The organism is Streptomyces sp. NBC_00390 (genome assembly GCF_036057275.1).
Lineage (GTDB): Bacteria > Actinomycetota > Actinomycetes > Streptomycetales > Streptomycetaceae > Streptomyces.
Genome location: NZ_CP107945.1, coordinates 5,812,674 through 5,825,648, shown reverse-complemented (window position 1 = coordinate 5,825,648; position 12,975 = coordinate 5,812,674). Strand labels below are relative to the sequence as shown.

The window sequence follows — 12,975 nt, the reverse complement described above, 5'->3', positions numbered from 1 at the left end:
GTCGTACGGCGTCGGACCGCCGCCCCGCACACCCCTGCCGTCCCGCACACTTCTGCGGGACAGCTCTCAGATGCACCACCACAGGAACGGCTCGCACGTCTCCGTGGGAGTCGGTTCCGGCGGGGGCGGGGGCTCCTGGCCCGGAGGCGCGGGATCACCCGGACCCTGCGAGGGGTCGGCAGTGGAACCGGGGGACCCTTCGCCGGGCGAGGGGTCCGCGGAGGAGGACGGCGACGGGCCGCCGCCTGCCGACTCGGACGCGGAGGGCAGCGTGCCCGCCCCCTTGCCCGGGCCGCCCGAACGCTTGCCGCTCCTGCCCGTGCCCGTGGCGGACGTGGCGGGGCGCGGGGAGCCGGAGGAGGTGACCGCGGGCTCTTCCACCCCGGCCGGCAGTTCCGGCGCGTCGTCGCTCTCGGTGGGCTCCGGCACCTCCGACTCGACCACCGGCTTGTCCCGCACGGAGGTCGCCGCTCCGTCGGAGCCGCCCTTCTCGGTGGCCAGTTCGGCCAGGCTCAGCGCCCCGGCCGCCAGCGCCAGCCCGAACGTACCGAGCACCACGTTGCGCCCGCGCCGCTTGCGCGCACGGCGCGCCCTGGTGGCCTTGCGGCCCGAGGGCGCCTCTCGGCGCTGCGCCGGCTGCTGCCGCCGCGCACGCCGGGGCACCGCGGGCTCGGACACCACGTCCAGTTCGTAGACGTGGTCCCCTTCGGCCGCGGTGGGGCTGAAGTGGCGCAGCTCCTCGACAGGTGTACCGCACCCGGCACAGGCCAGGGCGCCGTTGAGGTGCCGTCCGCAGGGGTGGCAGTAATCCATGGCGCCCGCAGGCTATGCGCCCGCGGGGTACGAGATGTTGGGCACCTTGTGTGGATCCTGTGAGGAATCTTCACTTCCGCGGCGAGTCCCGTCGCCCTGGTTGACGTTGCGCGAGGGGCAGGATGTCTGCCATGACCCCTGCCGCACCCTTCGGTCCGCTCGACTTCCAGCTGGTGCTGCTGCGCCGGATGGCCGACTTCCAGCCCGGTCTCGCCGAGGACGCCCGGCGGGAGCTCGGCGCCTCGCTCGCCGACCAGCGCGAGGCCAACCGCCGCTGGCAGGCGATGCGACACTCGCCGCGCAGCCGCGGCGCGCTGACCCGCTACCGATCGGTCCTGGGCGACCCCGAGCAGGTCGCCCGCAGGCGGATCGGCGATCTGGAGTGCGATGCGCTGCTGTGGCGGCTGCCGCTCTGGCCCGATCTGCGCTTCGAGGTGCTGACGGCACCGGACTCCGGAGCGGTGTGGAACGAATGGCTGGTGAGGGCGCCGGGGGCGCCCGGGCCCGAACTGCGTACGGCCGGCGATCTGACGCCCTGGTCGTGCACCGTGGACGAGGTGGCCCGGGCCTTCCCGCCGGCCCGTCCGCTGGAGGGCTCGGCACCGACCAGATGGCGGCTGGCCTTCACCCTCCCCGACGGCGGGGAGCGGGTCGCGGAATTCACCTGGGGGCTGCTCCAACGACTCCTCCAGGACGGCTGACCGGGCAGCACAGCGGATCTGGCGGAGCGTCAGGTCCCGCCCCCCGGGCGGCGCAACTCGACGCGCACAACTCCTGCGGTAATCGGACAATGCGTACAAGTACCGCTCTCGGGAGGACCTGCCGTGACCGTCAGCCTTGATCAGTTGCGCCGTTGCCATGTCGCCGTCGATATGGGGGCCGCCCGCACCCGGGTCTTCGTCAAGGGTCTCGGCCTTGTCGTGGACGAGCCCAGCGTCGCCGCCGTGAACACCCGCACCGGTGCGCTGATCGCGGTCGGCGCGCTCGCCGAGAAGATGACGGGCCGCACGCCGCACTACATCCGGGTGGCCCGGCCGGTCGCCGGCGGTACCGTCGTCGACATCGAGATGGCCCAGCGGATGCTGCGCCATCTGCTCGGCGAGAAGCTCCGTAGGCAGCTGCGCCGCAGGCCACGGCTGCGCGCCGCCGCGAGCACCCCGCACGACAGCGACCCGCTCGCCCAGCGCGCCACCGTGGAGACCCTGGTGGGCCTCGGTGCACGCCGGGTGGAGCTGGTCGACACGCTGATCGCCGCGGCCGTAGGCTGCGGGCTGCCGGTTGAACAGCCCACCGCGACCATGATCATGATGTGCGGGGCGGCGACCACCCAGGTCGCGGTGCTCTCCCTCGGGTCGATCGTCACGGCCACGCGGATCCCCATCGGCGGCAACGCCATCGACCACGCGGTGATCCAGCATCTGCGCCACCAGCACGAGCTGATGCTGCCCAGCCAGTCCGTACGCCCGCTCCAGCTGGCCCTGAGCGGGAACGGCCTGACCCCCCACGGTCCCGCCTCGACCGAGATCCATGGCCGGGACGTGGCCACCGGCCTCGCCCGTTCGGTCACGGTGGACACCGCCGCGGTACGGGATGCCATCCACACCCCGCTGACCTCCGTGCTCGACGGCATCGGCAAGGTGCTGCGGGACTGCCCGCCCGACCTGGTCGCCGATCTGGTCGACCGCGGCATCGTGATGGTCGGCGGAAGCGCGCTGCTGCCGGGCCTGGACCAGATGCTGCGCGAAGCGACGGGCATGCCGGTGAATATCGCCGACCGACCGGACACCTGCGCCGTGCTGGGCCTCGGCGCGATGCTGGACGGTCAGATCCGTCCGCTCGTCTTCGATCCTCTCGCCGAGGCCGACACCGCCGATCCGCTCGCCGACGCCGAGTGAGGCGATGACCGGCTCGGGCGGGACGCGGTGCGGCTGACGGTCACGGACGACGGCGTCGGGGAGGGCTGGGAGCAGGACACGACGGTCATCCGGCAGGCCCCCCGGTGGCGGCCCGCAGCGCGATCCGGGTGCTGGACTGGGCGACGCCGGCCTCGCGCTTGAGGGTGCGCAGCAGCGTGTCCAGCTCGGTGGGATCGGCTGCCCGGGCCCGGACGAGATAGTCGTGCGCTCCGGTGACGTGGACGACTTCGGTGATGCCCGGCAGTTTGAGCACGACCCGTTCGAACTCCTCGTTGGTGGTGTCGAGGCGCAGGGTGATGTCGATGAAGACGACAAGACCGGCGCGGGATTCCGCCGTGGGGTCGACCAGGGTGGTGAAGCCGCGGATCACGCCGTCGCGGCGCATCCGGCGCACGCGGTCGGCGGCGGCGTTGGCACTGAGGCCGACACGGACGCCGAGGTCACGGTAGGAGATCCGCGCATCCTCACGCAGCACGCCGAGGATTTCACTGTCGAGGCTGTCCATGCCGCGATTGTCGCAGTCCCGGCCGTAATCCGGCCGCGTGAGCGGCGGCCGCGGTCCGACAGTGTGCCCATGACGGATATCTGGACGACAGCAACGGCGGGGGCCATCGCCGGCCTGGGTGTGGCGATGCCGATGGGGGCGATAGGCGTTCTGCTCGTCCAGGAGGCGATGCGCGACCGCCGCGGCGCGATGGCCGGGGCGGCGGCGGTGGCATGTGTCGACATGGCGTACGCGGCGCTGGCCACGGCCCTCGGCCCGCTGGTCGCCGCCGCCCTGTCGGGGGTCGAAGCATGGGTCCGCCTGGTGTCGGCGCTGATCCTGGCGGTGATCGCCGTCCACGGCCTGCTGGCCTCCCGAGGCGTGCGCAGGCCGGGCGCCGACCGGGACCGCGCCGCGCACCCCGCCGTGCGTACGGTCGCCGACCCGGGGCCACGCGGATCCGCGGCCCCGAGCGAGGCCACGGATCCGCACCCGCCACAGCCACGCCTTGCCGGCGGCACGCCGCCGCCGGCCACCGGCGCCGCCCCCCTCCCGGTGTCACACCCGGCCCCCGCGGCCGGGGCGAAGACCCGTCCGTCGGCCCGCGACGCCGTCGGGGCAGCACGTCGGCGCGGTGCGCGGGCGGACGGCGTGCAGGGCCACCCCGGCCGGGTCGGCACCCCCGGGCGCACGTTCGTGCGGTTCGCCGCGCTCACGCTCGTCAACCCCACCACCGCCCTCTACTTCGCCGCCCTCACCACCGCCCAGGGCGCGACGCTGCGCGGGGGCGCCGCCGGTGCCGTGTTCGTCGCCGGGGTGCTCATCGCCTCGATGGCGTGGCAGCAGCTGCTCGTGGGGGCGAGCGGGCTCGCGGGGGCCCGGATCCCGGACCGGGCCCGCGCCTGGACCTTCCGCCTCGGGTACGGACTGGTCGCCGTGTACGCCGTGAACCTCGCGCTGCCGCTGCCCTGACCGGTCCGCTCGTACGGAGCAGTCCGGCGCGCTCCGCGACCCCTCGACACCTTGACTGGCCGTGTGAGCACCGTCGCGAAGCCCTCCGCCGCCGCGTACCGCAATCTGATCACGGCCACCGTCGGGTTCACGCTCACCTTCTGGGCCTGGAACCTGATCGCACCGCTGAGCGGCGACTACAAGGAACGGCTCGAACTGACCTCGTTCCAGCAGTCGTTGCTCGTCGCGGTGCCGGTGCTCGTCGGGTCGCTGGGCCGGATCCCGGCGGGCGCGCTGACCGACAGGTACGGCGCGAAGCTGATGTTCCCGCTGGTGTCCGCGCTCACGATCGTGCCCGTGCTGCTGCTGATCCCGGCGAGGGACTCCTACGCCGCCATGCTCGTCGTGGGGTTTCTGCTCGGTCTCGGCGGCACGACGTTCGCCATCGGGGTTCCGCTGGTCAACTCGTGGTTTCCGCCCGTCAGACGCGGCTTCGCGATCGGCGTCTTCGGCATGGGCATGGGCGGTGTGGCCCTGTCGGGCTTCTTCACGCCCCGGATCGCCGAGCGCGGCGACAACCTGCCGTCCGTCATCGTGGCGATCGCGCTCGCCGTGTTCGCCGCGCTCGCCGCCGTAACGATCACCGACCGGCCCGACCGGCCGGTGCCCACGGCGTCACTCGGGCACCGGCTGGGGCAGGCGGCACGGCTGCGCGTGACATGGGAGCTGTCCTCCCTCTACGCGATCGGGTTCGGCGGCATCGTCGCGTTCGGCGTCTACCTGCCGACGTATCTGAAGACCTGGTACGAGCTGGGTGCGACCGACGCCGGTACCAAGGCCGCCGGGTTCGCCCTGATGACCGTCGTGTTCCGGCCGATCGGCGGCTGGGCGTCCGACCGGATCCACCCGGCCCTGGTGACCACCGCCGCGCTGGGCTTCGCGGCGCTGTGGGCGATCGTGCAGGCCTTCGACCCCCCGCTGTACCCGGGTGGCACCATCGCGCTGCTGTGCATGGCCGCCGGGCTCGGTACGGCGAGCGGCAGCGTCTTCGCCCTCGTCGCCCAGGTGACGCCGCAACCGCAGGTCGGCAGCGTGACCGGCATCGTCGGAGCGATGGGCGGACTCGGCGGGTTCGTGCCACCGCTGGTGATGGGCGCCATCTACAGCACGCAGGGCTCGTACTCCATCGGCTTCATGCTGCTGTCGGACCTGGCACTGGCGGGATGTGTCTACGCGTACGGGCGGATGCGGAACATCAGACCGACGGCCTGAGCCGGCCGCGCCCACGCACGGGCCCCCGCCGCCCGGACGCGTCGGCCGTGCCTTACGTCCGGACGGCGGGGCACGCCGCCGCTCCCCCGTTCTCTCCCCCGTTGCCCCCGTGTCTCCCCCGCAGGACACGATGGTGCCGGACCGGTGGCCTCGGCACATCGGCCCGCAGACGGACCGGAGGCTTCCGGCTTCTCCCCCTTGCGAGGGAGCCAGAATGACCGGAGACGGTCCACGAGCACGCGACTCAAGGAGGACGACGAGTGGGTTCCCTCTTTCCGGCACTGGACAGCGCCGCCCCTGGCTCCGGGCGCAGGGAGACGGGCCTCGCCCCGGCGAAGGACCCGGGGAAGGTCGCCCTGCGCTTCGGGGAACGCGCCCTCACCTACCGGGAACTGGCCGAGGCGGCGGGCGCGCTCGCGGGCCGGATCGCGGCGGCCGGGCCAGGGACGGGGCTCCGCCCGGACGCGGCCCCGGGGAGGGTCGCTCTGTGGGCCGCGCCGACGCTGGAGACCGCGGTCGGTGCCGTGGCGGCGCTGCTGGCCGGCGTGCCGGTCGTGCCGCTGAATCCGCGGACCGGTGAGCGGGAGCTGGCGCACATCGTCGCCGACAGCGCCCCGTTCGCGGTGCTGGCCGGGCCCGACGACGAGCTGCCCGCGGCGCTGGAAGCCCTGGAGCGTGTCGACATCCCGGTGTCCGGGGTTACCGCGACGCCGCTGCCGCCGGAGGCCGGCCCGGACTCCCCCGCGCTGATCGTCTACACGTCGGGGACCACGGGCCCGCCCAAGGGTGCCGTGCTGCCGCGCCGGGCGATCGCGACGACACTGGACGCACTGCAGGACGCGTGGCAGTGGAGTGCCGACGACGTACTCGTGCACGGCCTGCCGCTGTTCCATGTGCACGGCCTGATCCTGGGCATCCTCGGTCCCCTGCGCCGCGGCGGTCAGGTGCGGCATCTGGGCCGGTTCACACCCGAGGGGGTGAGGCGGGAGCTCACCGGCGGCGGGACGATGCTCTTCGGCGTACCGACGATGTACCACCGGCTGGCCGAAGCGCTGGACGACGACCCGGAGCTCGCCAAGGCCCTGGCGGGCGCGCGCCTGCTGGTGTCGGGCTCGGCCGCCCTGCCGCTGCCCGACCACGAGCGGATCGCCGCGGCGACCGGCCGCCGGGTCATCGAGCGGTACGGCATGACCGAGACGCTGATGAACACCAGCGTCCGCGTGGACGGCGAGGCCCGGCCGGGCACGGTCGGGGTGCCGCTGCGCGGGGTGTCGCTGCGGCTGGTGGAGGAGGACGGCACGGAGATCACCGCGCTGGACGGGGAGACGATCGGCGAGATCCAGGTGCGCGGCGAGAACGTGTTCACGGAGTATCTGAACCGTCCCGACGCGACGGCCGCAGCCTTCGACGGGGACTGGTTCCGCACCGGGGACATGGCCGTGCGCGACGCGGACGGCCAGGTGCGGATCGTCGGCCGCAAGGCCACGGATCTGATCAAGAGCGGCGGCTACAAGATCGGCGCCGGGGAGATCGAGAACGTGCTCCTGGACCACCCGGGCGTGCGCGAGGCGGCGGTGACGGGCGAGCCGGACCCGGATCTGGGCGAACGGGTGGTGGCCTGGATCGTGGCGGCCGATCCCCAGGCGCCGCCGTCGGCCGGGGATCTGACGGCTCATGTGGCGTCCCAGCTCGCCCCGCACAAGCGGCCGCGCGAGGTGCGCTTCCTCGATGTGCTGCCGCGCAACGACATGGGCAAGATCATGAAACGGGCACTTCATGGCTGAACGGGCGAGTGCGCGCGAGGCGATAGCGCTGATCTGCGACGACTTCACGGAGCACCACACGGCTCAGCTGCCGGAGGTGGGCGAGGGACCGATCGGCTGGGACGGGTACGGAGCCTCCCGCGACCGCGCGGCACGGCGCACGGGCTCGCCGGAGTCCGTCGTCCACGGTGAGGCGACACTCGGCGACGGCCGCCGCTGTGTGGTGATCGCCTTCGAGTTCGGCTTCCTGGGCGGCTCGTTGAGCCGGCGGGCCGGGGACCGTCTGGAGGCGGCGTACGCCCTTGCGCGCGAACGGCGGCTGCCGCTGGTCTCGTTGATCGCCACAGGCGGCAGCCGGATGCAGGAGGGCATGGTGGCCCTGACCCAGCTGCAGCGGGTGGCCCGCGCGTCCGTGCTGCTGCGCGAGGCGGGCGTGGCACACATCGCGGTGCTGCGCGATCCGACGACGGGCGGCGGCTGGGCGACGCTGGGCGCGGGAGCGGACGTCGTCCTGGCGCTTCCCGGCGCCCAGGTCGGCTTCGCCGGCTCCCGTGTCCGCCCCGCTGACGCGGACCCGGCGGCGTACACGGCGGAGGGCCAGCTGGCGGCGGGCCAGATCGACGCGATCGTGCGGCCGCAGGAGCTGCGGGCGACGGTGGAGTTCTGGGTGACGGCACTGGGCCCTGCGGCCGGCCAGGACCGCACTGCGGCGGACGCGTCCCGTGCCGAGCCCGTGCCCGGTGGCAGGCACGGACCGCCGGGCGGGCCGGAGGCCGACGCGGGCGACAGCGACACCGGTACGACTGGCCCCATCGGCCGGCCGGCCGATGGTTCTGCGCCCGGAGACGCTCCCGCCCCCGGCGGCGCACGGCCGGCATCCCGACCCGACCGCCCGGGCCGGGCGAGCCTTCTGCCCGCCGGCGGCGGCGAGACGGGCGAGGTCGGTTCGCCACCAGGCGGGACGGAGGCCGAGGCCGCTGCCCCGGCCGGCGGCCGGCCGGGCGCACCCCGCGTCGGGCATGGTCCCGCCGATGGCTCCTCGCCCGAGGAGGCTCCCGCGCCCGGTGACGCATCGGCACATGGGCCGAACCGCCCGGGTGAGGCGGAGGCTGGTTCGGCACCGGGCGCCGACTGCCCGCAGGCCCCGGACGCCGGGCGGGGCGCGCCTCGTGTCCAACCCGTGCCCCCTCCGCACGCGCTCGGGGCTGCGGCGCTGCCGGCGACCGGCTGGGACGCCGTGCGGCAGGCGCGCGAGCCGGGGCGGGCGCGGGCCGGGGCGTATCTGGAGGCGTACTTCACACGTCGGGAGCCGCTGCGCGGGGACCGGTCAGGGGGCGTCGACCCCGGCGTGCTGTGCGGTGTCGGAGTGCGGGACGGACGCCCGGTCGCGTTCGTCGCGCAGTGCGGCACCCCGACCCTGCCCGCCGGATACCGCACGGCCGCGCGCGTGGTGCGGCTCGCCGACCGTCTGGGGATCCCTGTGCTCACGCTCATCGACACCCCGGGAGCGGCCAATGACGCCGCGGCCGAGCACGCGGGCGCGGGTGCCGCGATCGCCGAGCTGTTCGCGGCGATGGCAGCGGCCCGTACTCCGCTGACCAGCCTGCTCATCGGCGAGGGCGGCTCAGGCGGCGCGCTCGCGCTCGCCGCGCCGGGCAACACCTGGGCCACGCCCGACAGTTACTTCTCCGTCATCGCTCCGGAGCTCGCCGCCGCGATCCTCAAGCGCGACCCCGCCGAGGTGCCCCGCACGGCGGACCAGCTGCGGCTGCGACCGCAGGACCTGGTCGAACTCGGCGTCGTACGCGGGGTGGTGGGACCGGCCGCCGTCTGAGAGGCATGACGAAGGGCCCGGTACGGCGGTACCGGGCCCTTCGTCTTCGCCCGTTCCTACTTCTTCACACCGACCGCGCGGATCAGCTCCTGCTTCACCGAGCCGCCCTTGTCATCGGCGGCCGATGCCCGCAGGGAGATGTACTGCGCGCCCGCCGGGACGCGGACCGAGCCCTCCCAGGCGGCGGACCTGCCGCGGGCGCCGTCGAGTTCGACCTTCGCCCACGTCGCGCCGTCGTCGAAGGACACCTCCAGCGCCCCACCGGTGATCTTCCCGGTGGAGGCCGCGCCCTTGACGTACTCGGAGAAGATCCCGAGCTCCAGACGGCTTCCGGCTCGCACATCACCGTGCAGATCCGTGTCCACGTCGAAGCCGAGGTTCAGCATCGGCAGGAACGTCATCCGGTCGGCCGGGGTCTCGGCGGACCGTACCGTCCACTCCGCGTGGCCCTTCGTGGAGAGCTCCCAGCGCTCGGGGTCGAGCGTGGTGTCCGTGACGACCTTGTACGTCTTCTCGGCCGGGTCGGCGTCCCAGACGTAGGCAGCCGAGCTCATCTTGCGGTCGACTCGCTCGCCGTCCACGTACACCTCGGTGAACTGGGTCATCGAGCTGTCGTTCCACACATCGCCGAAGCCGGTGTGGTCCGGTCCCGAGTCGCCCCAGCCAGGGGTGTTGAACCGCAGGTTGTTGCCGCTGCGCTGCTGGCCCCAGCCGAGGCCGGTGCCGAGCCACGGGTGCAGCACGGGCTTGAACCAGTTGAGCTCGAGGCGGCTTCCGCCCCGGTGGTCCACGAGGCCGCTGCGCTGCTCGACGGCGCCCGGACCGTTGCTCATCGACTCGTGCCAGCGCTGCCCGGGGGCCGTGCTGACGTGGTCGGTCCGCTCCACCGGGAACGCGATCTTCTCCTGGAAGCCGAAGCCGATCGGGAAGGTGTCGGTGATCGAGTAGCGGAACTCGCCCCCGTCGGCCGGCTTCGCCGCATGGAACCTGGCGTCGATCACCGCCAGTTCGCGCTTGCCCGGCCGGTAGGTGAGGTCGCGGTCCGGTACGGCGCCGGGGTGGCCCTCGGACAGGTCGTAGACGTAGGGCGTGTACCGGGTGCCGGTCAGCTTCAGGCTGCCGTGCCGACTTGCCGTCCCGATCAGCCGGGCGCCGTCCGCCGCATTGACGGTGGCGACATGGAGCGGGCGCTCCTCCCAGGTCTCGGTGCCGAACCAGGCCATCAGCCGGCCCGGCGCGTCATCGGTGACGAACAGCGCCTTCGCGCCCGCGTCCTGCGCGTTCTGCGCGAGCTTCGCGGCGCTGATCGCGTCCGTGCGCCGTACGACGACGGCCTTGCCGCGCACGTCCTTGCCCGTGTAGTCGGCCGGCGCGCCCTCGCCCGCGTCCACGACGCCGAGGCGCTCGCTCCCGTCGAGGACGGCCGTTCCCGACTGGACGACGGCCTCGCCGAGGCGCCGGCCGTCGGCGGTGACGTCGAGCACGGGCTTGCCGAGCCTCCAGACGGTCCGGTACTCGAAGGTGCCCGTGGCGGGCTTGCGGGTGGGCGCCGCGAAGACGCTGTCGTACTTCGGCGGCACCTGCACGACGCCGCCGTACGCGGCGCCGCCCGCGGTGCGGCTGAACTCCATCAGCAGCTGGCGGGTCTCGGTGCGGCGGTCGACGTCCGCGCGGATCTCGCGCAGCTCACGCCCGTCGAGGGTGATCTCACGGTCCCGGTCGAGGACGATCTCGGGGTCGGTCAGGAAACCGAGGCCCAGCGAGTCCTTCCCGTTGCTGCCGTGCACGTCGAGGAAGGTGTCGACCGTGTACGTGCCCGGGGGCAGCCGCAGTTCGAGGGTGCCCGAGTCGCCGACGGCGGCCGGGAAGGGGTCGTGTCCCTCGGCGAGCCGCTGCACGCCGAGGAAGGCGGCGGTGGGTGCTCCGTCGCGGTCCAGGACGCGGACGGTGAGGTTGTACCGCTCCTCCTCCTTGACCAGACCGACCGCCGTGTGGGCGACGGCCTTGCCGCCCGCGGTGGCGGTGATCCGGCCGGAGGTGGTGCCGACCGGGGCCTTCGAGCCGTCGCCGGTGACCTTCGTCCGCGCAGTGCCGTGGGCGGGCACGGTGAGCGAGCTGTCGGCGAGCGTCACGGCACCGGCGGGCACGCCCTCGACGGCGAGGTCCAGCGTCACGGCGGCGTCGGAGTGGTTGGAGTACGTCACCGTGCGGGTGACGGGCTGGTTCTCCTCGTACGGCCAGGCGTAGAAGCCGAGGTCGGCGCTGCCGGTCGCGGTGAGCGTCGCGTCGACGGCGGCCGGGACGTCGACGCGGCCCGCGCCGATCGTGTACGCGTCCGCGCCGAGCTGCTCGGACGTGGACATCAGCGCGTCCTTGAGCTGCTGTCCGCTCCAGTCCGGGTGCTTCTCGGCGAGCAGCGCGGCGACGCCCGCGACATGCGGGGTGGCCATCGAGGTGCCGCTCATCGTCGTGTACGTGCCTTCGCCCGGCGCCAGTGTGGAGCGGGCGGCGAGGATGCCGACACCGGGCGCGGACAGATCCGGCTTGAGGGCGTTGTCGCCGAGGCGCGGGCCCTGGCTGGTGAAGTAGGCGGGCTCGTCGGCCGCGTCGACGGCGCCGATGGTCAGCGCGGAGTCGGCGGCGCCGGGCGAGCCGATGGAGCCGGGGTAGCCGCTGTTCCCCGCGGCGACGACGAAGAGCGCACCGGTCTCGGCGGACAGGGTGTTGACGGCCTGCGCCATCGGGTCGGTGCCGTCGCTGCCCTGCTGCGAACCGAGGCTCATCGACACGATCTTGGCGTCGATGTCCTTGGCGGCCCACTCCATGCCGGCGATGATCTGCGACTCGCTGCCGGAGCCCTCGTCGCTGAGCACCTTGCCGACAGCGAGGTCGGCACCCGGGGCGACGCCCTTCTCCTTGCCGTCCGAGGCTGCCCCGCTGCCGCCGACGGTGGAGGTGACATGGGTGCCGTGCCCGTCGCGGTCGGCGACCTCCTGTCCCTCGATGAAGCTCTTCGACGCGGATATCCGGCCCGCGAGGTCGGGGTGTCCGGCGTCGACCCCGGTGTCGAGGACGGCGACCGTGACGCCCTTGCCGGTCAGGCCGGCCTCCCACGCCTTCGGGGTGCCGATCTGGGCGTTGGAGGCGGCCATGGCCGCCTCGACCCGGCCGTCCAGCCAGACCTTGCCGACCCCGGCGGAGAACGCGGACCGGGACTTCGCCGCGCCGGAGGTGACCGTGCGCCAGAACTCGCCGGACGCCGCCGCCTCGACCGCCATGGCGTTGATGCTGGGCAGCGAGCGGGTGGGCTGGGCGCCGCGGGTGCGCGGGGCCGCGCCCTGCGTGCCCTTGGCGTACGACACGATGAGCGGGAGCCCGTCCTTGCCGTCGAGCCCCTGCTCGATCAGCCCGGTGACGTCGAAGAGCCGCTCGTCGAGGATGCCGGAGCGCAGATACGGCCGGGCCTCGTCCGGCACGACGGTGACGCGACCGCCGGAGATCTCGCTCCGGACGGCGCCACTCGCGCCCTTGGGCCGCTCCACGGCCACCGTCTTCCGGCCCGCGCCGAGGTCGGTGACGGTCACCTTGTCCCCGGTCACCAGCGTGACGGTGTGCGCTGCCCGGGCGGCGGCGGTCGCGGGGGCGGTGTTCCCGGCCGCCGCGCGATCCGCGCCGGCGGCGACGGCCTGCCCGGCCGGGAGCAGTACGAGCGAGAGCCCGGCTGCCATCAGCCGGGCCCTGCGCCTCGTGGTTGCTCTGGTCATGGATGTCTCTCCCTGTGACGCCCGGTGAAGGGGGTGGCTCCGGGCGCTGCGAAGAGTCTGGGTGCTCACAAGTTGCTTGAGGCATGGGAGTTGTTGGCGGATAGCTGCCATGGCGGCCTCCCGCCATGGGCGCGGAGACGGATCGGTGACGCACTGGGCGGCGGGCGGGCGACGACAC

At 73.7% G+C, this 12,975-nt stretch carries 9 protein-coding genes; 6 read left to right on the top strand and 3 right to left on the bottom strand.

From position 1 onward, the window contains the following. Positions 1 to 66 precede the first annotated feature (66 nt). Positions 67 to 813 carry an SCO2400 family protein gene (locus tag OHS70_RS25595; RefSeq protein WP_328400923.1) on the bottom strand — a complete coding sequence of 249 codons (747 nt, stop codon included), beginning with the start codon at positions 811 to 813 and terminating at the stop codon, positions 67 to 69. Positions 814 to 944: 131 nt separating this feature from the next. Here OHS70_RS25595 and OHS70_RS25590 point away from each other — a divergent pair, with 131 nt between their 5' ends. Next, on the top strand, positions 945 to 1,514 hold the full coding sequence (locus OHS70_RS25590) for a hypothetical protein (protein WP_328400921.1): 570 nt from the start codon (positions 945 to 947) through the stop codon (positions 1,512 to 1,514). A gap of 123 nt (positions 1,515 to 1,637) precedes the next feature. Beyond that, on the top strand, positions 1,638 to 2,708 hold the full coding sequence (locus OHS70_RS25585) for a rod shape-determining protein (protein ID WP_328400919.1): 1,071 nt from the start codon (positions 1,638 to 1,640) through the stop codon (positions 2,706 to 2,708). Between the two features lie 85 nt (positions 2,709 to 2,793). Here the strand turns inward: OHS70_RS25585 and OHS70_RS25580 are convergent, their stop codons facing one another. Continuing rightward, the gene (locus tag OHS70_RS25580) at positions 2,794 to 3,234 is read right to left on the bottom strand and encodes an Lrp/AsnC family transcriptional regulator (RefSeq protein ID WP_328400917.1); all 441 of its coding nucleotides are present in this window, start codon (positions 3,232 to 3,234) and stop codon (positions 2,794 to 2,796) included. 69 nt (positions 3,235 to 3,303) lie between these two features. On the opposite strand from OHS70_RS25580, the gene OHS70_RS25575 reads away from it, so the two are divergent. The 4 genes from OHS70_RS25575 to OHS70_RS25560 all read left to right on the top strand — a co-directional run bounded on the left by OHS70_RS25575 (position 3,304) and on the right by OHS70_RS25560 (position 9,033). Next, the gene (locus OHS70_RS25575) at positions 3,304 to 4,185 is read left to right on the top strand and encodes a hypothetical protein (protein ID WP_328400916.1); all 882 of its coding nucleotides are present in this window, start codon (positions 3,304 to 3,306) and stop codon (positions 4,183 to 4,185) included. Positions 4,186 to 4,248: 63 nt separating this feature from the next. Continuing rightward, on the top strand, positions 4,249 to 5,436 hold the full coding sequence (locus OHS70_RS25570) for an MFS transporter (protein WP_328400914.1): 1,188 nt from the start codon (positions 4,249 to 4,251) through the stop codon (positions 5,434 to 5,436). A 260-nt stretch (positions 5,437 to 5,696) separates the two neighbouring features. Beyond that, positions 5,697 to 7,220 (top strand): acyl-CoA synthetase, encoded by a 1,524-nt coding sequence (locus tag OHS70_RS25565; RefSeq protein ID WP_328400912.1) that lies wholly within the window; start codon positions 5,697 to 5,699, stop codon positions 7,218 to 7,220. Beyond that, positions 7,213 to 9,033 carry a carboxyl transferase domain-containing protein gene (locus OHS70_RS25560; protein WP_328400910.1) on the top strand — a complete coding sequence of 607 codons (1,821 nt, stop codon included), beginning with the start codon at positions 7,213 to 7,215 and terminating at the stop codon, positions 9,031 to 9,033. The genes OHS70_RS25565 and OHS70_RS25560 overlap by 8 nt, the downstream gene beginning before the upstream one ends. A 56-nt stretch (positions 9,034 to 9,089) precedes the next feature. Here the strand turns inward: OHS70_RS25560 and OHS70_RS25555 are convergent, their stop codons facing one another. Further along, a complete protein-coding gene (locus tag OHS70_RS25555) occupies positions 9,090 to 12,797 on the bottom strand; it encodes a S8 family serine peptidase (protein WP_328400908.1) in 3,708 nt (1,235 codons plus the stop codon). Positions 12,798 to 12,975 lie beyond the last annotated feature (178 nt).

Bases quoted from the DNA above. Each gene is read 5' to 3' on its own strand.
- OHS70_RS25595 (WP_328400923.1), bottom strand. From the start codon at position 813: ATGGATTACTGCCACCCCTGCGGACGGCACCTCAACGGCGCCCTGGCC.
- OHS70_RS25590 (WP_328400921.1), top strand. From the start codon at position 945: ATGACCCCTGCCGCACCCTTCGGTCCGCTCGACTTCCAGCTGGTGCTG.
- OHS70_RS25580 (WP_328400917.1), bottom strand. From the start codon at position 3,234: ATGGACAGCCTCGACAGTGAAATCCTCGGCGTGCTGCGTGAGGATGCG.
- OHS70_RS25575 (WP_328400916.1), top strand. From the start codon at position 3,304: ATGACGGATATCTGGACGACAGCAACGGCGGGGGCCATCGCCGGCCTG.
- OHS70_RS25560 (WP_328400910.1), top strand. From the start codon at position 7,213: ATGGCTGAACGGGCGAGTGCGCGCGAGGCGATAGCGCTGATCTGCGAC.
- OHS70_RS25555 (WP_328400908.1), bottom strand. From the start codon at position 12,797: ATGACCAGAGCAACCACGAGGCGCAGGGCCCGGCTGATGGCAGCCGGG.